The organism is Pseudomonas sp. NY15437, from assembly GCF_048068435.1.
In the GTDB taxonomy this organism is placed as follows: Bacteria; Pseudomonadota; Gammaproteobacteria; order Pseudomonadales; family Pseudomonadaceae; genus Pseudomonas; species Pseudomonas nitroreducens_B.
This window is the reverse complement of record NZ_JBLUQC010000010.1, coordinates 1-21,772: the sequence shown is the minus strand read 5'-3', so window position 1 is coordinate 21,772 and position 21,772 is coordinate 1. Positions and strand designations below refer to the sequence as shown.

Below are 21,772 nucleotides of genomic sequence, written 5' to 3'. Positions count from 1 at the left end.
TTACTCAAATTTGCTGGAAGGGATAAACCGAGCCCAGTTTAAGGATCTGGCTCAATTCATCCAACGCCGTCCGGCATTCGATGAGCAACTGCGGGTCGGCCAGGTCGGCTTCGGACAGGCGATCGCGGTAGTGCTTGTCGACCCAGGTGACCAGGGTGTCGTGCAGGGTCGGGGTCATGATGACGCCCGGATTGACCGCTGCCAGCTCCTTGTCGGTCAGCGCCACGCGCAGGCGCAGGCAAGCGGGGCCGCCGCCGTTCTGCATGCTCTGCTTGAGGTCGAACACTTTCACCTCGCGGATCGGGCCGTCCTCGGCGGTCAGGCGCGACAGGTAGCTCCAGACGCGCTCGTTCTTGCGGCACTCTTCAGGGACGATCAGCAGCATGTTGCCGTCGGCACGGGTCAGCAGCTGGCTGTTGAACAGGTAGGACTTCACCGCGTCCTCGACCGTGACCTGGTCGCGCGGGACACACACGGCGCGGAAGCGGCCACCACGGCGGCCCAGCTTGTCGTGCAGCTCGGCGAGCACGCGCTCGGTGTCGAGGAAGGCGTCCTCGTGGTGGAACAGCACTTCGCCGTTACCCACCGCGATCACATCGTTGTGGAACACACCCTGGTCGATCACCGCCGGGTTCTGCTGGGCATAGACCACACCGTCGTCGCTCAGGCCGTGCAGGCGGGCGACCGCTTGGCAGGCTTCCAGCGTCTGCCGCGCCGGGTAGCGCTGCGGCGCCGGGAAGCGGCTGTCGAAGGCGCTGCGGCCGAACACGAAGAACTCCACGCCGGCTTCGCCATAGGACTTGCAGAAGCGCGTGTGGTTGGCCGCGCCCTCGTCGCCGAACTGGGCGACCGCCGGCAGCGCGGCGTGGTGGGCGAAGTGTTTCTCGTCGTTGAACATCGCGGCGAGGATGCGGCTGGTCTGCGGATGTTCGATGGAACGGTGGAACTTGCAGTTCAGGTTGGCCGCGGTGAAGTGCACGCGGCCGTCGGCGGTGTCGGCGCCGGGGCTGACGGTGGCGGCGTTGGCGGTCCACATGCAGGACGCCGAGCTGACGGCGGCGAGCAGCGGCATCGCGTCTTTCGCCGCCTTGGCGATCACCTCGGCGTCAGTGCCGGAGAAGCCCAGGGCGCGCAGCGAGGCAACGGCCGGGCGCTCCTGCGGGGCGAAGACGCCCTGCTTGAAGCCCAGCTCCATCAGCGCCTTCATCTTCGACAGGCCCTGCTTCGCCGCTTCGCGCGGGTTGGACGCCGCCTGGCTGTTGCTCTGCGAGGCGACGTTGCCGTAGGACAGGCCGCCGTAGTTGTGCGTCGGTCCGACCAGACCGTCGAAGTTCATTTCATAGGCGGTCATCACAGGCTCACTCCCGGGGTCAGGGTTGCAGGCAGGCTCAGGCTCTCGCTTTCCAGCGAGGCGACCGGGTACGCGCAGTAGTCGGCCGCGTAGTAGGCGCTCGGGCGATGGTTGCCGGAGGCGCCGATGCCGCCGAACGGCGCGCTGCTGGCGGCGCCGGTCAGTTGTTTGTTCCAGTTGACGATGCCGGCGCGGCTTTCGATGAGGAAGTCCTCATAGCGCTCGCGGGAATCCGACAGCAGGCCGGCGGCGAGGCCGTACTGGGTGGCGTTGGCTTCGCGCACGGCGGCGTCGAAGTCGGCATAGCGGATGACCTGCAGCAGCGGGCCGAAGAACTCTTCGTCCGGGCGCTCGGCGACGGCGGTCACGTCGAGGATGCCGGGGGTCAGCAGCGCGGCGGTGTCCAGCGGTTGGGTCATGGCTAGCAGCGGTTTGGCGCCCTTGGCCAGCAATTGCTCCTGGGCCTTGATCAGGTGCTGCGCGGCGGCCAGCGAGATCACCGAGCCCATGAACGGCGCCGGTTGCTCGTCGAAGCGGCCGACCTTGATGGTCGAGGCCACGGCCACCAGGCGCTCGATCAGCGCGTCGCCCCAGGCGCCCTGCGGCACCAGCAGGCGGCGGGCGCAGGTGCAACGCTGGCCGGCAGAAATGAAGGCGGACTGGATGATGGTGTAGACGGCGGCATCGACGTCCTTCACCTCGTCCACGATCAGCGGGTTGTTGCCGCCCATTTCCAGCGCCAGGATCTTCTGCGGGCGACCGCCGAACTGGCTGTGCAACAGGTTGCCGGTGCGGCTGGAGCCGGTGAAGAACAGGCCGTCGATGTCGTCGTTGCCGGCCAGCGCCACGCCGGTGTCACGGGCGCCCTGCACCAGGTTGATCACGCCGGCGGGAATGCCTGCCTCGATCCAGGCCTGCAGGGTCAGCTCGGCGACTTTCGGGGTCAGCTCGCTGGGTTTGAACACCACGGCATTGCCCGCCAGCAGGGCGGGCACGATGTGGCCGTTGGGCAGGTGGCCGGGGAAGTTGTAGGGGCCGAACACGGCGACCACGCCGTGGGGCTTGTGGCGCAGCACGGCGGTGGCGTCGGCCAGCGGGCCGCTCTTCTCGCCGGTGCGCTCACGGAAGGCCTGGACCGAGATGGCGACCTTGTTGACCATGCTGGTCACTTCGGTGGCGGCTTCCCACAGCGGCTTGCCGGTTTCCTCGCCGATGGCGCGGGCCAGTTCCTCGGCGCGGCCCTTGAGGGCGGCGGCGAAGCGTTCCAGCACGGCGATGCGCTCCTCCACCGGGCGACGGGCCCAGGCCGGGAAGGCGTTGCGCGCGGCGGCGACAGCGGCGGCCACTTGCGACTCGGAGGCGGCACGGCCGGACCAGACCACGGCCTGGCTGACCGGGCAGAGCGATTGCAGCGGCTCGCCTTCGCCCGCCAGCCACTGGCCGGCAATGTAGTGGGTATTCATCATCAGGCTCCCCTGACGCCGGGCGGCGTCAGTTGCGTTTTCCGGAGAGGGGCACCGCGCGGACCGAAGCCCCGGCGGACAGGCGCAGGCGCTTGGCGGTCTGCGCATCGACCACCAGCGAGCCGGCGGCCACGCGCGCCGGGGCCGCGGTGATGCGGCATTCCTCGCGCTTGCGGTTGTGGATCAGGTAGGGCTCGGCGTCGTCGCCCGGCGTGCCGATGGCCAGCACCAGGTTCTGGCTGTCGGCGATGGCGCGGATCTTCTCGGTCGGCGCCTCGATGGCCGGGCCGGCGTCGAAGATGTCGACGTAGCCCTGGTAGCTGAAACCCTCGGCCTTGAGCATGGCCAGCGCCGGCTCGGTGTGCGGGTGCACCCGGCCGATCACTTCCCGCGCATCCTCGGAGAGGAAGCAGGTGTAGAGCGGGAACTTGGGCATCAGCTCGGCGATGAAGGACTTGTTGCCCACGCCGGTCAGGTAGTCGGCCTGGCTGAACTCCATCTTGAAGAAGTGCCGGCCCAGGCTTTCCCAGAACGGCGAGCGGCCGTCCTCGTCGGACATGCCGCGCATCTCGGCGATCACCTTGTCGCCGAAAAGCTCGCGAAACTCGGCGATGAACAGGAAGCGCGCCTTGGACAGCAGGCGGCCATTGAGGCCACTGCGGTGGTCGGCATGCAGGAACAGCGAGCACAGCTCGGACTGCCCGGTGAGGTCGTTGGCCAGGAACAGCGTGGGAATCTCGCGGTGGATGCCCAGCTCCTGGGACGCGCTGACGGTCAGGCCGACGCGGTAGTTGTACCAAGGCTCGCGCAGGCCGACGGCGCCGGCCACGGCGGAAATCCCCACGACCTTGCCGGCGTCGTCCTCGAGGACGAACAGGTAGTCGGCGTCGGCGCGCTCGGCTTCGCCACGGAAGGCCTTCTCGGCCCAGCTCACGCGGTGCTGCAAGCGCTGCTCGTTGGCCGGCAGGGTGGTCAGGCCGGTGCCGGTGCTGCGCGCCAGGTCAAAGAGAGCCGGCAGGTCGGCGCTGGTTACGGGACGGACGATCATGCTCTCTCCCCTCAGATCGCAACCAGGCGCACGCTGGCGCCCTCGCCGATGCCCAGGGCGTCGGCGGTTTCCTGGTTCAGGGTGACGGGCTTGCCCGGTACCCAGTCGAGTTCGGCCACGACGGCGCGGAAGTCCTGCAGCTGGCCGTTGGTGACCAGGTAGCCGCGGTTGCCCTTGGCGCCTTCGCCGATGCGCACCGGCACCTGCCGGCTCTGCGCGATGGAACGGATGCTGCTGGTGCGCGCGTGCAGTGCCGGGCCGCCGTCGAAGATGTCGACGTAGTTGTCGGACTCGAAACCGTCGCGCATCAGGATGTCAAAGGTGATCTGCGCACGCGGGTGCACCTGGCCCATGGCTTCCTGGGCGTCGTCGGGCAGCAGCGGCACGTAGATCGGGTAGTGCGGCATCAGCTCGGCGAGGAAGGTACGGCTCTTCAGGCCCGAGAGCTTCTCGGCCTCGGTGTAGTCGAGGTCGAAGAAGTTGCGCCCGATGGCGTTCCAGAAGGGCGACTGGCCCTGCTCGTCGCTGTAGCCGACGATCTCCACCACCACCGCATCGGCGAAACGCTCCGGATGGCTGGCCATGAACAGCAGGCGGCCACGGGAGTTGAGCTCGGCGATCGGCGTGTTCACCAGGTCGCGCTCGACGTAGAAGCTGGTCAGCAGGCTGTTGCCGGTGAGGTCATGGCACAGCGAGAGGACGTGGATCTTGTTGTGGATCTTCAACTCGCGGGAAGCGTGCACGAAGGTCTCGTTGCGGAAGCTGTAGAACGGCTCGGAGAAACCGGCCGAGGCCACGATGGCCGAGCAGCCGACCAGACGGCCGGTGTCGGTATCCTCCAGCACGAAGAAATAGCTTTCTTCACCGTTGAAGCTCACTTCGGCGGCGAACGAGGCCTCCGAGGCAAGGATCTTGTCCCGCAGGCGTTCCGCGTCGTCCGGCAGCGACGTGACGCCGACCGGGCTGTCCGCGGCGAGACGCTGCACTTGCTGCAGGTCGGCCACTTGGGCGGGGCGCATCACCAGCATGGCGTCACTCCTCTAACCAGACAAAGGTTCATGATTTGCGGGCGCGACACGGCCTGTGCCGCGCTCATCAGGGCATTCTCGGGAACCGGCCGGGACGATCCGGCCGGTCAGGCGGCGAGGCGCGGGCCCCGCCGATTCAGCGTAGCCGGGGGATCAGCCGCGGGTCAGCTTGGCGATGGCGCGCTCGAGGCGATCCAGGCCTTCGTCGATGTCGGCGTCCGGGATCACCAGGCTCGGGGCGAAGCGCACCACGTCCGGGCCGGCCTGCAGGACCATCACGCCTTCCTTCTCGGCGGCGTTGAGCACGTCCTTGGCCTTGCCCTTGAAGGCATCGTTAAGTACCGCGCCGATCAGCATGCCCATGCCGCGCACCTGGGTGAAGATGCCGTACTCGGCGGCGATCTTCTCCAGACGGACCTTGAAGCGCTCGTGCTTGGCCTTCACGCCTTCGAGCACTTCCGGGGTGTTGATCACGTCGAACGCCGCACCGGCAACGGCGCACGCCAGCGGGTTGCCGCCGTAGGTGGTGCCGTGGGTGCCGACGACCAGGTGCTCGGCGATCTTCGCGGTGGTCAGCATGGCGCCGATCGGGAAGCCGCCGCCCAGGCCCTTGGCACTGGAGAGGATGTCCGGGGTCACGCCGTAGTGCTGGTGGGCGTAGAGGTAGCCGGTACGACCGAAGCCGCTCTGCACTTCATCGAAGATCAGTAGCGCGTTGTTCTCGTCGCACAGCTTGCGCACGCCTTCCAGGTAGGCCTTGTCGGCCGGCAGCACGCCGCTTTCGCCTTGCACCGGCTCGATGATCACGGCGCAGGTCTTGTCGGAGATGGCCGCCTTCAGGGCTTCCAGGTCGTTGAACGGAATGTGGGTGATGCCTTCGACCTTCGGGCCGAAACCATCGGAATACTTGGCCTGGCCACCGACGTTGACGGTGAACAGGGTGCGGCCGTGGAAGCTGTTGACCATGGAGATGATCTCGAACTTCTCGGGGCCGTAGACATCGTGGGCGTAGCGGCGAGCGAGCTTCAGCGCGGCCTCGTTGGCCTCGGCGCCGGAGTTGGCGAAGAACACACGCTCGGCGAAGGTGGCGTCGATCAGCTTCCTGGCCAGGCGCAGGGCCGGCTCGTTGGTGAAGACGTTGGAGACGTGCCAGATCTTGCCGGCCTGCTCGGTCAGCGCCTGCATCAGTGCCGGATGGGTGTGGCCCAGGGAACTGACCGCGATGCCGCCGGCGAAGTCCACCAGCTCTCGGCCGCTCTGATCCCAGACTCGGGAACCCTGGCCACGCACCGGAATGAAGGCAGCCGGCGAATAGTTGGGAACCATGACCTGGTCGAAGTCGGAGCGTTGGACCTGAGCTTGCGGAGCGGACATCGGTGTTCTCCTGCCTGGTTGAGGCGGCTATCGATGGATGGATTGTAGGGACGAACAGCGGGCCGGCATTGCCGCCATGCGACAACTTGTTATAGCGCCAACCCGCGGATTGCCGAGGCTTACGGAAATGCGACAGAAAGCGTCGGGAAGGCGCAGTGTAAGGCCTGCGGCCTGCTGCGGGTACACGGACGCGTGGAATTTGTTCGCGCGATGAACGAACGGTCAGCAACAGAGCGGAGAGGGAGATTTTTGCAGGAGCGAACTTGCTCGCGAGCCGCTTTACGTCGGCACACCCGGCGAGATCGTTCGCGAGCAAGCTCGCTCCTACGAAGAGCAGCGTCGTAGGGCGCATGACGCGCCAGCGTTATCCGCGGTGGTCATTGCGGCGGATAACCTGTTCCAGGTTATTCGCCCTACAGCATTGCGCCCCTCTCCCGGCCCTGGCTACGTGCCCCGCTCCGAAGGGAGAGCGGCAGATCGTGCCGGCTCACGCCATGCCTTCATTCGGCGCCGAACGGTCCCCTCTCCCGCTTGCGGGAGAGGGCTAGGGAGAGGGTTCCTTTAGGCCAGACGCGTGGTCGCAGGACAACCAGAAAGAGGCACTGTAGGAGCGAGCTTGCTCGCGAACCGCTTCACGCCGGGGCCCGCCCTCTCCCCCGCCCTCTCCCTGAAGGGAGAGGGAGCTCTCCGTGCCGGCTGATGCTGAGGTTTCATCCTGCATCATGCGATCCCCTCTCCCTTCGGAGCGGGGCGCGTAGCCAGGGCTAGGGAGAGGGAAATACAGGCACGGACTTTCAGAGAAAGACAGTTGCGCCTACCCGAGAGCCGTCAACCGCGCTCGGCGACCACCTGGGGGGCTTCGGCGGCGCTATGGCCGCGGCGCTGGTTGCGGTCTTCGCGCGGGGTCACGCCGAAGAAATTGCGGTAGGCGCTGGAGAAGTGCGGGCCGCTGGAGAAGCCGCAGGACAGGCCGATCTGGATGATCGACTTGCTGGTCTGCATCAGCATCTGCCGCGCGCGATTCAGGCGCAGTTCCAGGTAGTACTGGCTGGGCACGCGGGTCAGGTACTGCTTGAAGATGCGCTCCAGCTGACGACGCGAGACGCACACGTGCTGGGCGATCTCGTCGGTGGTCAGCGGCTCCTCGATGTTCGCCTCCATCAGCAGCACCGCCTGGGTGAGCTTGGGGTGGCTGGAACCGAGGCGGTTCTTCAGCGGGATGCGCTGGCGTTCGGAGCCTTCGCGGATGCGCTCCACCACCAGCTCCTCGGAGACCGCGCCCGCCAGCTCGGCGCCATGATCGCGGGACAGCACGGCCAGCAGCAGGTCCAGCACCGCCATGCCGCCACAGGCGCTCAGGCGATCACGGTCCCACTCGAACAGGTGGTTGGTGGCGATGACCTTGGGGTAACGCTCGGTGAAGTCGTCGTGCCAGCGCCAGTGCACGGCGGCACGATAGCCGTCGAGCAGGCCCAGTTGCGCCAGCGGGTAGATGCCGGCGGACAGTGCGCCGATGCTCACGCCACTGCGCGACAGCTGCTTGAGGGCCGTGGCCAGCGGCGCGGACACCGTCTGCGGCACCTCGTCGGCGACCAGGAAGATGCGCTGGCATTGCTCCAGCGCGCCATTCCAGGCTTGCCCCGGCAGCCGCCAGCCATCGGCGTCCGCCAGCGTCTCGGCACTCATGAACACAGGCTCATAAAGCGCCTCGGGGTGCAGCCGGCGGGCCACCCGCAGGGCCTCCTCGGCCAGACCGAGGGTCAGCGCCCGCGTGTGCGGCCAGAGCAGGAATCCGATGCGTTGTGCGGTCATTCGGCTAGATCACCAGGCGACGGTAACAGACAGCTTACTTCAAGCTGCCGGAAAGGAACTGCTTCAGGCGGTCCGATTGCGGATTGGCCAGGACTTCCTTCGGGCAGCCCGCCTCTTCCACCAGCCCCTTGTGCAGGAACACCAGCTGGTTGGAAACCTCGCGGGCAAAGCCCATCTCGTGGGTCACCACCACCATGGTGCGGCCTTCCTGGGCCAGGTCCTGCATCACACGCAGGACTTCACCCACCAGCTCGGGGTCCAGCGCCGAGGTCGGCTCGTCGAAGAGCATCACTTCCGGCTCGACCGCCAGCGCACGGGCGATGGCCACGCGCTGCTGCTCACCACCGGACATGTGGGCCGGGTAGGCATCCTTGCGGTGCGCCACGCCCACTTTCGCCAGGTAGTGCTCGGCCTTTTCCAGCGCTTCCTTCTTCGACACGCCCAGTACATGGACCGGCGCCTCGATGACGTTTTCCAGAGCACTCATGTGCGACCACAGGTTGAAGTGCTGGAACACCATCGACAGGCGCGAGCGCATGCGCTGCAGCTGCTTGGCGTCGGCGGCCTTGAGCGCCCCGTCCTTGTTCGGCACGAGCTTGAGCTCTTCGCCGTTGAGCAGGATCTTGCCGGCGTGGGGTTGTTCCAGCAGGTTGATGCAGCGCAGGAAGGTACTCTTGCCCGAGCCGGAGGAGCCGATGATGCTGATCACGTCGCCTGCCTTCGCCGCCAGGGAGACGCCCTTGAGCACCTCGTGGCTGCCGTAGCGCTTGTGCAGGTCCTGGATTTCCAGTTTGTACATGGTGTCGGTTCTCGAATTCAGTCGTTGATCAGCCGGCCCTTGCGGAACGGCTCACGCCCGGCCACCTTGGCCAGCCAAAGCCCTGGCTGGGCATAGCGCCCACGCTCGATGGCGAACAGCACGCCGGAGGTACCGGCGCAAACGGTGCTGACCTTGTCGTCCAGCGGGTCGACCACCTCGAACAGCGCGTCGCCCTTCTCCACCCACTCCCCTGCCCTGCGCAGGAAACTCACCACGCCAGCATGGGGTGCGTAGAGGTATTCGGTGCCTTCGAAGGGCATGCCTTCGCAGCATTCGCCCGGGGCCGCCGGCCAGTCACCGGCGATCAATCCCTGCTCGGCGAGGAAGCCAAGGATGGCTTCGGCGTTGTCCCGCGCCTGGTCGACACGGGTGTCGCCCACCCCGCCCAGCTCGACGGTGGTCGCCAGGCACGCCAGCGGGATGGCCGCCTGCGGGAAGGCCTGCGCCAGACGCAGCCAGGGCAGCGAGCAGGACTCGTCGAAGGAGCTGCCGCCGGAATCTTCGGCAAGCAACGCCACGCCCGCCTTCAGGCGCGCCGCCAATGACTGCCAGCGCGGCCAGTGCTGCGGGATCGCGTAGACGTGGATGGCGGCGTCGAAGTCGCAGTGCAGGTCGAGCACCACCTCGGCGTCGCACGCGTGGCGCAGCAGGAGGCGCTGCATACCCTGCAGCTCGGACGAAGCCGGCGGCAGCGCATCGAGGCCATCGCGCATGGCCTGGCGGATCAGTTCGACGTTGGCGGCCTCGTCGGCACCCAACTGGGCGCCGACACGCTCGGCCACCAGCGCGGACAGCTCGACGAAATCGCGGTTGAAATTCTTCCCGCTGCCGAATTCGAAACGGCCCAGATGGCTGGCCTGCAGGGTCTGGCCCAGGCCGATGGGGTTGGCCACCGGCACCAGCTCGACGACGCAGTTCAGCTGCCCGCGCGACTCCAGGTCCGCCAGGCGCTGCTTCAGCTCCCAGGCGGTGCGCATGCCGGGCAACTCGTCGGCGTGCAGGCTGGACTGGATGTAGACCTTGCGCGGGCCCTTGCCGTAGCGGAACACGCTCAGGCGGCGCTCGCTACCCAGGCTACTCCACGGCAGAAGATGATCGATACGTTCCACGGTCGGTTCCTCAGTGCTTGCGCGGCGCGAGATAGGCCAGCCAGCGGCGCTCGGCCAGCTTGAACAGGCGCACCAGGGTAAAGGTCATGATCAGGTAGAAGATGCCGGCAGTGATGAACGCCTCGAACGGCAGGTAATACTGCGAGTACACGGTGCGCGCGGCGCCGGTGATGTCCACCAGGGTCACGATGGACGCCAGGCTGGTGGTCTGCAGCATCATGATCACTTCGTTGCTGTACTGCGGCAGCGCGCGGCGCAGGGCCGACGGCAGGAGGATGCGGCGGTACATCTTGATCCGCGACATGCCCATGGCCTTGGCCGCCTCGATCTCGCCGTGCGGCGTGGCACGGATGCTGCCGGCGAGGATCTCGGCGGTGTAGGCGCTGGTGTTGATGGCGAACGCTGCGCAGGCGCAGAAGGTGGCGTTGGACAGCAGCGGCCACAGCGAGCTTTCGCGCACCACTTCGAACTGGGCCAGGCCGTAATAGATCAGGAACAGCTGCACCAGCATCGGGGTGCCGCGGATCACATAGGTGTAGAGCCAGGCCGGCAGGTTCACCGCCGGGTTCTTCGAGCAGCGCATCAGCGCCAGCGGCACCGCCGCCACGAGACCGAAGAACAGCGAGATCGCCAGCAGCTTGAGGGTCACCAGCAGGCCGCTGAAGTAGAGCGGCAGGCTGTCCCAGATGACGGAGAAGTCGAAAATCATGATCAGGCTCCCGGTCTCAAAGCTCGGCGACTTTCACGCCAACCGAATAGCGGCGTTCAAGCATGCGCAGCAGTACCAGGGAAACGGTGGTGACCACCAGGTACAACGCCGCCACGGCGAGGAAGTAGGTAAAGGGTTCGCGGGTGGCGTCCGAGGCCTGCTTGGCCTTGAACATCATGTCCTGCAGGCCGACCACGGAAATCAGCGCGGTAGCCTTGACCAGCACCAGCCAGTTGTTGGTGAAGCCGGGAATGGCCAGGCGGATCATCTGCGGCACCTGGATGCGGAAGAACACCTGAAGCGGGCTCATGCCGTAGGCGAAACCGGCCTCGCCCTGCCCCTTGGGAATCGCCATGAAGGCACCACGGAAGGTCTCGGACAGGTAGGCGCCGAAGATGAAGCCCAGGGTGCCGACGCCGGAGGCGAAGGGGTTGAGGTCGATGTAGTCCTCATAGCCCAGCATCGGCGCGACCCAGTTCACCGCGGCCTGGCCGCCGTAGAAGATCAGCAGGATCAGCACCAGGTCCGGCACGCCACGGATCACGGTGGCATAGAGGTCGCCGCACCAGGCCAGCCACTTCACCGGCGACAGGCGGATGGCCGCGCCGAGCAGGCCCAGCGCGATCGCCAGGGCCATCGACAGCAGGGACAGCTGAAGCGTCAGCCAGGCACCATCGACGATGGTGGCTCCGTAGCCATTGAGCATAATTTCGTACCTCGTGAAACCGGACGCCGCCCGCAACGACACGGACGCTCAGGGCAAGCGCAGGTGCTGGCTCACCCCCAATAAAAAAGTGGCACAAACTTCAGGATCAGGCCTGGGTCTGTGCCACTTCTGGACGTGGATCAGTTCTCGCCGTAGACGTCGAACTTGAAGTACTTGTCCTGTACTTCCTTGTACTTGCCGTTGGCACGGATGCCGGCGATGGCCGCGTTGAATTTCTCGGCCAGGGCGGTATCGCCCTTGCGCACGGCGATGCCGGCGCCACCACCGAAGTACTTCGGATCGTTGTATTCGGGCCCTACGAAGGCATAGCCCTTGCCGGCGTCGGTTTTCAGGAAGCCGTCGTCGAGGTTGACCGAGTCGGCCATGGTCGCGTCGAGGCGGCCGGAGACCAGGTCCATGTTGGCTTCGTTCTGGGAGTTGTAGCGCACGACTTCGATGCCGGCGGGGGCCAGCACGTCGGTGGCGTAGCGGTCATGGGTGGAGGCGCGCAGCACACCGACCTTCTTGCCCTTGAGGTCCACCAGCGGGTCGTTCAGGGTCACGCCCTGCTTCATCACGAAGCGCGCGGGGGTGTGGTAGTACTTGTTGGTGAAGTCCACGGACTTCTTGCGCTCGTCGGTGATGGTCATGGACGAGAGGATGGCGTCGATCTTGCGAACCTTCAGCGCCGGGATCAGGCCGTCGAACTCCTGCTCGACCCAGGTGCACTTGACCTTCATCTCTTCGCACAGGGCGTTGCCGATATCCACGTCGAAACCGGCGAGCTTGCCGTCGGGAGTCTTGAAGGAGAAAGGCGGATAGCCGGCTTCGATGCCGATGCGTACCGGCTTGTCGTCAGCGTGGGCAACCAGGGAAAGCGCGGACAGGGCCAGCGCACCGAGAAGTGCAAACTTCTTCATCAGTAACTCCTTCGAGGGTAGGACTTCGATTGGCAGGAGAAAGGGGTTGGCCCAGGCTGCCCGTGCAGAAGTGAAGGTTATTGTTCGTCTGCGCATTGCCGGCGCGATTCTTTTGAAAAGCGCGCCTACCGGGGTGAGCGGCATTCTAGCGACAGCCCCGAAGCGGTTATTTCTTCAATGCGACAAGTAATTATAGAAGCGCTGGCGACAGGGCCCCAGCGGCTTGACGGCGGGGATTTTACGTGATCCGAAAGCGGGTAGTAAAACCTGAATTACCTGCAGTAATTGGGCCACAAATAACAAATCCCAGGCCCCACGCGGGGTGCGCGATATTGACTCATTCTGCGCCAACAGAAAAGACGCACCGAGCCTGTGCGAAATGTTTCCGGGCGCCTCATTTTGTCGCGGGGAAATGTTACCGGTGGGTGAGTAGCACACCGTAGGAGCGGACCTTGTGCGCGAAAGGCCTCACGGGGGAATCCGCGGTAACAAGAGAAGCGCCCATCTGTAGGAGCGCGTGATCGCGGGCATGGCCCGTTCCCACTGGCAGGCGGTTCGCTGCAGATCCGCACAATGAAAAACGCCCCGGCAAGCGGGGCGTTCTTCGGCGGGCGGCGGATCAGGCCGCGCGCATGGCCTGGTGCGTGTCGATCAGGTGCTGCACCACACCCGGATCGGACAGGGTGGAAATGTCACCCAGGGAATCGTACTCGGCCGTAGCGATCTTGCGCAGGATGCGGCGCATGATCTTGCCCGAGCGGGTCTTCGGCAGACCGGGCGCCCACTGGATCACATCCGGCGTGGCGATCGGGCCGATTTCCTTGCGCACCCAGGCGCGCAGTTCCTGGCGCAGTTGCTCGCTGGATTCCTCGCCGGCGTTCAGGGTGACGTAGACGTAGATGCCCTGCCCCTTGATGTCGTGCGGCACGCCAACCACCGCGGCCTCTGCCACTTTCGGGTGGGCGACCAGAGCGCTCTCGATCTCGGCGGTGCCCATGCGGTGGCCGGAAACGTTGAGCACGTCATCCACACGCCCGGTGATCCAGTAGTAACCGTCCTCGTCGCGACGGGCGCCGTCGCCGGTGAAGTACATGCCCTTGAAGGTCTTGAAGTAGGTGTCCACGTAGCGGTCGTGGTCGCCGTACAGCGTACGGGCCTGGCCCGGCCAGGAGTCGAGGATCACCAGGTTGCCCTCGGTGGCCCCTTCCAGGATGTTGCCCAGGTTGTCCACCAGCGCCGGCACCACGCCGAAGAACGGCTTGGCGGCGGAGCCCGGCTTCAGGCCATGGGCGCCCGGCAGCGGGGTCATCAGGCAGGCGCCGGTCTCGGTCTGCCACCAGGTGTCGACGATCGGGCAGCGCGACTGGCCGACGGTCTCGTAGTACCACTGCCAGGCTTCGGGGTTGATCGGCTCGCCCACCGAACCCAGCAGGCGCAGGCTGGAACCGTCGGCGCCTTCGACCGCGGCCTTGCCCTCGGCCATCATGGCGCGGATGGCGGTGGGCGCGGTGTAGAGGATGTTGACCTTGTGCTTGTCGACGATCTTGGCGACGCGGGAGATGTCCGGGTAGTTCGGTACGCCCTCGAACAGCACGGTGGTGGCGCCGTTGGCCAGCGGGCCGTAGACGACGTAGGTGTGACCGGTCACCCAGCCGATGTCGGCGGTGCACCAGAAGACTTCGCCCGGACGGTAGTCGAACACGCGCTCATGGGTCAGCGAGGCGTACACCAGGTAACCGCCGGTGGTGTGCAGCACCCCCTTGGGTTTGCCGGTGGAGCCGGAGGTGTAGAGGATGAACAGCGGCTCTTCGGCGCCCATTTCCTTCGGCGCGCAGCTGTTGCCGGCGACCTTCATCAGGTCTTCGAACCACACGTCGCGGTGCTGGTTCCACTTGATGGGCGAGCCGGTGCGCTTGCAGACGATGATCTTCTGCACGCTGTTGGTTTCCGGGTTGGTCAGCGCGTCGTCGACGTTGGCCTTGAGCGGGGTTTTCTTGCCGCCGCGCACGCCTTCGTCGGCGGTGATCACCACCTTGGAACGGCAGTCGATGATGCGGCCGGCCAGGGCTTCGGGAGAGAAGCCGCCGAACACCACGGAGTGGATCGCACCGATGCGGGCGCAGGCCAGCATCGCCACCACGGCCTCGGGGATCATCGGCATGTAGATGGTCACCACGTCGCCACGGTGCACGTCCTGGCCGCGCAGGGCGTTGGCGAACTTGCAGACCTGCTCGTGCAGTTCGCGGTAGGTGATTTCGCGGTGCTCGGAAGGATCGTCGCCTTCCCAGATGATGGCGATCTGGTCGCCGCGCTCGGCCAGGTGGCGGTCGAGGCAGTTGTAGGAGAGGTTCAGCGTGCCATCGGCGAACCACTTGATGTCCACGTGGTGGTCGTCGAAGGAGGTCTGCTTGACCTTGGTGAACGGCTTGATCCAGTCGATGCGCTGGGCCTGTTCGCGCCAGAAGCCGTCGGGGTTGACCACCGACTGCTGGTACAGCTTCTTGTAGGTGGCCTCGTCGGTCAGAGTGGTCGCGGCCACTTCGGGACGCACGGGGTACACGGATGCCGCTGTCATGGCGTTTTACCTCGGTGAAGAGTGTTGTTTTTGTTGCCATCAGTTGTAACGGCGACACCCTCCCCCGAACCATACGACCATGGTCTTACCAATCCTTAGTCGTAGTGATGGGCCCCATAAGCCGTTGTTTTCACAGCGGGCGCATGGGGCCGCGACAACCTGTCACATACCAAGGGCGTGGGGCAGCGCCAGCGAGATATAGGGCACGTAGGTCACCAGGATCAGGAACAGCAGCAGGATCATCAGCCAGGGCAGCGCCGCGCGGATGGTCGAACCCAGCGGCAGGCCGGTGACCGCCGAGGTGACGAACAGGTTGAGCCCCACCGGCGGGTGCACCAGGCCGATCTCCATGTTCACCACCATGACGATCCCCAGGTGGATCGGGTCGATGCCCAGGCGCATGGCGATGGGGAAGAAGATCGGCGCGAGGATCAGCACAATGGCCGAAGGCTCCATGAAACTGCCGGCCACCAGCAGGACCACGTTGACCATCAGCAGGAAGCCGATCGGCGTCAGCCCCTCCTGCATCACCCACTCGGTGATCTGCTGGGGGATCTGCTCGGTGGTCAGCACGTGGGCGAAGAGCATGGCGTTGGCGATGATGAACATCAGCATGATGCTCAGCCGCCCCGACTCCACCAGCACCTTGGGACAGTCGCGCAGGCGCATGTCCTTGTAGACGAACAGCGCGACGAAGGCCGAGTACACCGCCGCCACCGCCGCCGCCTCGGTGGGCGTGAACAGCCCCGAGTAGATGCCGCCGAGGATGATCACCAGCAGGAGCAGCCCCCAGATCGCCCGGCGCGCGGCGGACAGCCACTCGCGCAGGCTGGCGCGCGGTTGCGCCGGCAGCTTCTTCACCCGCGCGACGATGTAGATCACCACCATCAGGATCACGCCCAGCAGCAGCCCGGGCACCACGCCGGCGACGAACAGCTTGCCCACCGAGGTCTCGGTGGCGGCGGAGTACACCACCATGACGATCGACGGCGGGATCAGGATGCCCAGGGTGCCGGCATTGCAGATGATCCCGGCGCCGAACTCGCGCGGGTAACCCGAGCGCACCATGCCCGCCACGGCAATCGAGCCCACTGCCGCCACGGTCGCCGGCGAGGAGCCGGATAGCGCGGCGAACAGCATGCATGCCAGCACCGCGGCAATCGCCAGGCCGCCACGGATGTGGCCGACGCAGGCGTTGGCGAAGTCGATCAGCCGCCGCGCCACGCCGCCGGTGGTCATGAAGGCGCCGGAGAGCAGGAAGAACGGGATCGCCAGCAGCGTGTAGGCCTCGGACGTCTCGAACAGCTTGATCGCCAGCGAGCGCACCGAGTCCGGGCTGAACAGCAAGATCGTCAGCGCCCCGGACAGCCCCAGGGAGATGGCGATGGGCACGCCGATGAACATGAAGACGAACAGCAGGAGGAACAGCATCATCACGGTCATGGACGGTTCTCCACGGCGTCTTCGCCGGCCAGCTTCGAGGCTTCCGCGGCCTCGTCGGCCAGCCCCAGGCCGAGCTGGCGGCCGCGCAACAGGTTGACGAGGATTTCCAGGTAGCGCAGGACCACCAGGCCGAAGCCGATGGGCACGATCACCGCGACGTAGGCCTGCAGGATGCCGAAGTGGTCGAGGTCTTCCGCGCCGATGCCGGCGATGAACAGGGTCTTCACCCAGTCGTAGCTGGCGACCATGAACAGGCCGGCGTAGCCCAGGCAGCAGAGACAGGCGAGCACGCCGATGCCGCGCTGCACCGGGCGCGGCGCCAGGCGCACCAGCGCATCCACGCCCAGGTGGCCGGCGGTGCGCACGCCATAGGCGATGCCGAGGAAGATCAGCCAGCCGAACAGCGCCTTGGTCAGCGCGTTGCTCCAGGACATGTCCTGGGCAACGCCCAGGATCGCATCGCCAATGGCGTAGAACGGCCCCTGGATCGAGGGCAGGCGATCGCCCAGGTCATAGAACAGGGTGAAGACGTTGGTCACCACCACGTAGACGAAGGTCACCAGCGTCATGGCCGCCAGCAGGAAGGCTATGGCGCCTTCCTCGACGTGGTTCCACACGCGCACGAGTCGGTTCATCGAAAATTCTCCACAACGAAGGAACGCCAGGTCGCCCCGCCAGCCGGCAGGGCCGGGCGGAATCAATGGGGACGGTTGGCGGCTTCGGCGGCCTGGAGGAAATCGGCGCCGACGTTGTCGCGGAATTTCTGCCACACCGGCTGCATCGCCTCGCGCCAGTCGGCGCGCTGCTGCGCGGTGAGCGGGTGGATCTCGCTGGTGCCGCTGGCGAGGATGCGCTGGCGGGCGTCGCGGTTCAGGCGCTCGGCTTCGGCGTTCACCTTCACGGTGACCTCGGCCATGATCGTCTCCAACTCGCCACGCAGGTCCGGCGGCAGGCCGTTCCAGAACGCCGCGTTGGTGATGACCATGTAGTCCACCAGGCCGTGGTTGGACTCGGTGAAGTACTTCTGCACCTCGTTGACCTTCTGGCTCTCGTAGTTCGACCAGGTGTTCTCGGTGCCATTCACTACGCCGGTCTGCCGGCCCTGGTAGACCTCGGCGAAGGACATCTTGCGGGAGATGGCGCGCAACTGGCGGAACTGCTCGTTGAGCACATCGGAGGCTTGCACGCGGAACTTCAGCCCGCGCGCATCGCCGGGCTCGAGCAGCAGGCGGTTGGCCGACAGCTGCTTCATCCCGTTGTGCCAGTACGCCAGGCCGAGGATGCCCTTGCCCTGCATGCTGGTCAGCAGCCTCTGGCCCTGCGGGCTGCGCTGGAAGGTGTCGACGGCGTCGATGTCGTCGAAGAGGAACGGCAGGTCGAAGATCTGCACCTTCTTGGTGTACTGCTCGAACTTGGCCAGGGACGGTGCGAGCATCTGCACGTCGCCCAGCAACAGCGCCTCCATCTCCTTGCCATCGCCGAACAGCGAGGAGTTGGGGTACACCTCCACACGCACCCGGCCGGGCAGGCGCTCTTCGGCCAGGCGCTTGAACAGCAGCGCGCCCTGCCCCTTGGGCGTGTTCTCCGCGACCACGTGGGCAAACTTGATCACTATCGGTTCGTTGGCAGCCTGCGGTTCATCGGCAGCCTGGCTGGCTGAGGCGCAGGCCAACGCCAGGACGGCGAGCAAGGCCCGCCCTATCGATCCAAACATCGCGTCACCCTCAATTTGTTCTTGTGCTTGCGAGGTGAGCCTGGCGGCAGGCTCGTGAGGAGACTGACGCAAATGCTGGCGTTCGGAGAATTCGTCTTTTCCCAAAGCGGCGTTCGTACAGACAAAACGCCAGGCAGAAAAAGCAGCGCCCGGCAGGGGCCGGGCACTGGAGTATTCCTGGGTTCAGGGCCGGGGAACGGGCCTCAGGCGGGTAGCCGCGTGCGGTGCTCGAGCATCATCCGCTCGTGCTCTTCGAGCATGCCGGGCACGCAGTCGCGCAGGAACTCCACCCAGGTGCGGATCTTCGCGTCGAGGTACTGCCGCGACGGATACAGCGCATAGACGTTGAGATGGAACAGGCTGTAGGCCGGCAGCACGCGGACCAGGCTGCCATCCTGCAACCCGTGCACGGCGGAATATACCGGCAGCGCGCCGATGCCCATCCCGGCGCGCACCGCCTCGGTCATGGCGTCGGCGGTATTGACCTGGAAATGGCTGTGGTTGATGCCGACCATTTCCTGGCCGTCGGGGCCGTCGAACAGCCACTTGTCCAGCGACATCACCGAGTTCACCAGGCGCAGGCAGCGGTGCTCGGTCAGCTCGCCGAGCTTCGTCGGCATGCCGTGCCGCGCCACGTACTCGGGCGAGGCGCAGAGCACGCTGTAGGTCTTGCCGATGCGCTTGGAGACGAAGCCCGAATCCGGCAATTCCTGGGCGATCACGACGGAGATGTCGTAGCCCTCGTCGAGGATGTCGGTGATGCGGTTGGCCAGGGTCAGGTCGAAGGTGACCTCGGGGTAGATCTCGCAGTACTGCGCGATCGCACGGATCAGGTAGTGCTGGCCGATACCGGTCATGGCATGCACCTTCACCTTGCCGTGGGGGCGGGCGTGGGCGTCGCCGGCCTCGGCCTCGGCTTCCTCGATGTAGCCCAGGATCTGCTGGCAGCGCTGCAGGTAGCGCTGGCCGGCTTCGGTAAGGGCGATGCGGCGGGTGGTGCGGTGCAGCAGGCGAGTGCGCAGGTGCGCTTCGAGTTTGGCCACCGTCCGCGAGACGTAGGCGGTGGTGAGGTCCATGCGCTGGGCGGCGGCGGTGAAGCTGCCGGTCTCGGCGACACAGACGAAGGCACGCATGTTGTGCAGCAGGTCCATCAGTTCTCCAGAAGAGTCTGTCCACGCCACGGCGGGCGGCCTCTGCAACGGTGCATGGCAAGCAACGCCTTGTTACAGATTCATGACAGGCGGCGAATTGTCGCACAGGTGCCCGCCGGGGATTATTGTACTTTCAGGTAACAATAATTCGCCCATCCGTCAGCTTATCCTGTCCCCGGCGCACTTCTAGAATCGCCCTCCCCAACGCGGTCTCCCGCCACGCCCCAGGACAAGCAGCCGTGCTCCGCCTTTCGTGCAACGTGCTTCCACCCCTTCGCTACGCCTTCCAGCCGATCCAGCCCGATTACCGCCTGCCGAGATAAGCCCGATGAGCAGTCTGCCCGTGCGCCTGCCCAAGGCCGCCGCGGTGCGCTTCGCCCTGTCCGACTGGGCGCACACCGACGGCGTGACCTGGATGTTCATCCTCAAGACCCTGATCACCGCCTTCACCGCGCTGTGGCTGGCCTACCGGCTGGAGCTGCCGCAGCCCAACACCGTGCTGGTGAGCGCCTTCATCGTGCTGCAACCGCAGAGCGGCCAGGTGCTGGCGAAGAGTTTCTACCGCATCCTCGGCACGCTGGCCGGGCTCACGGTGATGGTCACCTTCATCGCCCTGTTCGCCCAGGAGCGCGTGCTGTTCCTGCTCTGCGTGGCGATCTGGGTCGGCCTGTGCACGGCGGGCGCCGCGCGCTACCGGGACTTCCGCGCCTACGCCTGCCTGCTGGCCGGCTACACCGCGGTGATGATCGGCATCCCCGCCACCCTGCACCCGGAGGGCGCCTTCATGCAGGCGCTGTGGCGGGTGATCGAGATCACCCTGGGGATTCTCTGCACCGGCGTGGTCAGCGCCGTGGTCCTGCCGCAGACCAGCAGCGCCGCCCTGCGCAACGCGCTGAACACCCGTTTCGGCGACTTCGCCGGCCTCGCCAGCGCGGGCCTCAACGGCACGCTGGAGCGCGAGCGCTTCGAACAGGCCAGCGCGCGGCTCGCCGCCGAGGTGGTGGGCCTGGAAAGCCTGCGCAACGTCACCGCCTTCGAAGACCCGCACATGCGCCTGCGCAGCGGTCGCCTGGCGCGCCTGAACAGCGAATTCATGCAATTGACCACCCGCTTCCACGCCTTGCAGCGCCTGCTCGACCGCCTGCGCGAACGCCAGGCCAGCAACGTGCTGGAAGTGCTGATGCCCTGCCTGATCGACGTCAGCGAACTGCTCGCCAGCTGGCATGGGCGGCCGCTCGGCGAAGCGGACGCCGAGCGCCTGAGCGTGCAACTGGAACTGTGCAAGCATCACCTGATGCCGCGCATCCGCGAGGCCCGTGCCAACCTGGGCCACACCTGCCCGCGCGAAGCCGACCAGCTGGATTTCGAAACCGCCGCCGAGCTGCTCTACCGCTTCGCCGACGACATGCACAACTACGCCCAGACCCACGCCTCGCTGGCCGCGCACAAGCACGAGCGCGAGCAGTGGAAGGAGCGCTTCACGCCCAAGGCCAATGCACTGGCCGCCACCGTGGCGGGCTTCCGCTGTGCGCTGCTGGTGATCGTCGGCGGAGTATTCTGGATCGAGACGTCCTGGCTCAGCGGCGCCACCTTCGCTCTGACCTCGGTGCTGATCGCCGCGCTCTCCTCCGCCTCGCCCAATCCCAAGCGCCAGTCCCTGCAACTGACCCTGGGCACCCTGCTGGGCGCCACCCTGGGCTTCATTCTCACCTTCCGCGTGCTGCCGCATATCGATGGCTTCCCGCTGCTGTGCTTCGTGCTCGCCCCGGTGTTCGCCCTGGGCGCCTTCCTGATCACCCGGCCCCAATGGAGCGGCTATGGCGTCGGCCTGCTGGTGTGGTTCTGCATCGCCTCGCTGCCGGCCAACGTGGCACGCTACGACGCCTACACCTTCATCAACGAATACCTGGCGATGCTGCTCTCCATGGGCATGGCGGTGGTCGCGGCCATCGTCATCCTGCCGCCGAACCGGCCGTGGCTGTGGGAGCGCCTGGAAGCCGAGCTGCGCCTGCGCGTGGTGCGGGTGATCAGCGATCCGCTGAAGGGGCTGTCGTCGAACTTCGAAAGCGGCACCCGCGACCTGCTGAACCAGGCCTACGGGTTATCCACAGGCCGCCCCGACGTGCAGCGCCGGCTGTTGCGCTGGACCTTCCAGGTGCAGGAGATCGGTCTGTCGATCATCGAGTTGCGCCGCGAGCAGGAGGCCCTGCCGAAGGAGCCCTGGTACGCCGAGCGCATGCCCTGGCGCCGGGCGATCCGCGCGCTGGGCCGGTCATTGGTCCGCCTGTTCCTCCAGCCCAGCGAGAGCAACCGCCAGCGCGCCCTGGCGGCGGTGGAGCATGCCATCCACGCGACCCGCAGCACGGATGATCGCCGCCCGCCGCACTTCGACTCCTCTCCCCTGCGCCGGGTGTGCAGCTACCTGCACTTCATCCGCACCTCGCTGCTCGATCCGCAGTCGCCGCTGCGCGACTGAGTCCGGCGGGTTCGCGAGCAAGCTCGCTCCTACGAAGAGCGTCATGCCCTCCCAGTAGGAGCGAGCTTGCTCG

17 protein-coding genes are annotated in these 21,772 nt (G+C 66.2%); 1 reads left to right on the top strand and 16 read right to left on the bottom strand.

Features of this window, described 5'->3' with window-relative positions; translation table 11 throughout:
• Positions 1-4: 4 nt before the first annotated feature.
• From astB to ACNFIA_RS21130, 16 genes are all read right to left on the bottom strand, one after another.
• Positions 5-1,351 carry an N-succinylarginine dihydrolase gene (astB, locus tag ACNFIA_RS21205; RefSeq protein WP_416788410.1) on the bottom strand — a complete coding sequence of 449 codons (1,347 nt, stop codon included), beginning with the start codon at positions 1,349-1,351 and terminating at the stop codon, positions 5-7.
• The gene (gene astD / locus ACNFIA_RS21200; protein ID WP_416788408.1) at positions 1,351-2,817 is read right to left on the bottom strand and encodes a succinylglutamate-semialdehyde dehydrogenase; all 1,467 of its coding nucleotides are present in this window, start codon (positions 2,815-2,817) and stop codon (positions 1,351-1,353) included. The genes astB and astD overlap by 1 nt, the downstream gene beginning before the upstream one ends.
• A gap of 25 nt (positions 2,818-2,842) precedes the next feature.
• A complete protein-coding gene (astA, locus tag ACNFIA_RS21195) occupies positions 2,843-3,862 on the bottom strand; it encodes an arginine N-succinyltransferase (RefSeq protein ID WP_416788405.1) in 1,020 nt (339 codons plus the stop codon).
• A gap of 11 nt (positions 3,863-3,873) precedes the next feature.
• Positions 3,874-4,890 carry an arginine/ornithine succinyltransferase subunit alpha gene (gene aruF / locus ACNFIA_RS21190; protein ID WP_259756471.1) on the bottom strand — a complete coding sequence of 339 codons (1,017 nt, stop codon included), beginning with the start codon at positions 4,888-4,890 and terminating at the stop codon, positions 3,874-3,876.
• Positions 4,891-5,043: 153 nt separating this feature from the next.
• Complete coding sequence (locus ACNFIA_RS21185; protein ID WP_416788402.1) at positions 5,044-6,264, bottom strand: aspartate aminotransferase family protein; 1,221 nt, start codon at positions 6,262-6,264, stop codon at positions 5,044-5,046.
• A gap of 828 nt (positions 6,265-7,092) precedes the next feature.
• Positions 7,093-8,076: a transcriptional regulator ArgR gene (gene argR / locus ACNFIA_RS21180; protein ID WP_416788400.1), complete on the bottom strand. Its 984-nt coding sequence runs from the start codon at positions 8,074-8,076 to the stop codon at positions 7,093-7,095.
• Between the two features lie 34 nt (positions 8,077-8,110).
• Positions 8,111-8,875, bottom strand: coding sequence for an arginine/ornithine transport ATP-binding protein AotP (gene aotP, locus ACNFIA_RS21175; RefSeq protein WP_192430289.1), 765 nt, complete (start codon positions 8,873-8,875; stop codon positions 8,111-8,113).
• Positions 8,876-8,892: 17 nt separating this feature from the next.
• Positions 8,893-10,005, bottom strand: coding sequence for a succinylglutamate desuccinylase/aspartoacylase family protein (locus ACNFIA_RS21170; RefSeq protein WP_259756476.1), 1,113 nt, complete (start codon positions 10,003-10,005; stop codon positions 8,893-8,895).
• Between the two features lie 10 nt (positions 10,006-10,015).
• Positions 10,016-10,714 (bottom strand): ABC transporter permease, encoded by a 699-nt coding sequence (locus tag ACNFIA_RS21165; RefSeq protein ID WP_259756477.1) that lies wholly within the window; start codon positions 10,712-10,714, stop codon positions 10,016-10,018.
• Positions 10,715-10,730: 16 nt separating this feature from the next.
• On the bottom strand, positions 10,731-11,420 hold the full coding sequence (locus ACNFIA_RS21160) for an ABC transporter permease (protein WP_259756479.1): 690 nt from the start codon (positions 11,418-11,420) through the stop codon (positions 10,731-10,733).
• A gap of 140 nt (positions 11,421-11,560) precedes the next feature.
• A complete protein-coding gene (locus ACNFIA_RS21155; protein WP_259756481.1) occupies positions 11,561-12,340 on the bottom strand; it encodes an ABC transporter substrate-binding protein in 780 nt (259 codons plus the stop codon).
• Positions 12,341-12,959: 619 nt separating this feature from the next.
• On the bottom strand, positions 12,960-14,915 hold the full coding sequence (gene acs, locus ACNFIA_RS21150) for an acetate--CoA ligase (RefSeq protein ID WP_416788396.1): 1,956 nt from the start codon (positions 14,913-14,915) through the stop codon (positions 12,960-12,962).
• Positions 14,916-15,077: 162 nt separating this feature from the next.
• Positions 15,078-16,358, bottom strand: a complete 1,281-nt coding sequence (gene dctM, locus ACNFIA_RS21145) for a C4-dicarboxylate TRAP transporter large permease protein DctM (protein WP_416788394.1) — start codon at positions 16,356-16,358, stop codon at positions 15,078-15,080.
• Positions 16,355-16,993 carry a TRAP transporter small permease gene (locus tag ACNFIA_RS21140; RefSeq protein ID WP_416788391.1) on the bottom strand — a complete coding sequence of 213 codons (639 nt, stop codon included), beginning with the start codon at positions 16,991-16,993 and terminating at the stop codon, positions 16,355-16,357. The genes dctM and ACNFIA_RS21140 overlap by 4 nt, the downstream gene beginning before the upstream one ends.
• Before the next feature lie 62 nt (positions 16,994-17,055).
• The gene (locus ACNFIA_RS21135; RefSeq protein ID WP_416788389.1) at positions 17,056-18,072 is read right to left on the bottom strand and encodes a TRAP transporter substrate-binding protein; all 1,017 of its coding nucleotides are present in this window, start codon (positions 18,070-18,072) and stop codon (positions 17,056-17,058) included.
• Between the two features lie 203 nt (positions 18,073-18,275).
• The gene (locus tag ACNFIA_RS21130) at positions 18,276-19,223 is read right to left on the bottom strand and encodes a LysR family transcriptional regulator (RefSeq protein ID WP_259756488.1); all 948 of its coding nucleotides are present in this window, start codon (positions 19,221-19,223) and stop codon (positions 18,276-18,278) included.
• Between the two features lie 328 nt (positions 19,224-19,551).
• Between ACNFIA_RS21130 and ACNFIA_RS21125 the strand changes: the two genes are divergently transcribed.
• Positions 19,552-21,699: an FUSC family protein gene (locus ACNFIA_RS21125; protein WP_416788386.1), complete on the top strand. Its 2,148-nt coding sequence runs from the start codon at positions 19,552-19,554 to the stop codon at positions 21,697-21,699.
• Positions 21,700-21,772: the final 73 nt, after the last annotated feature.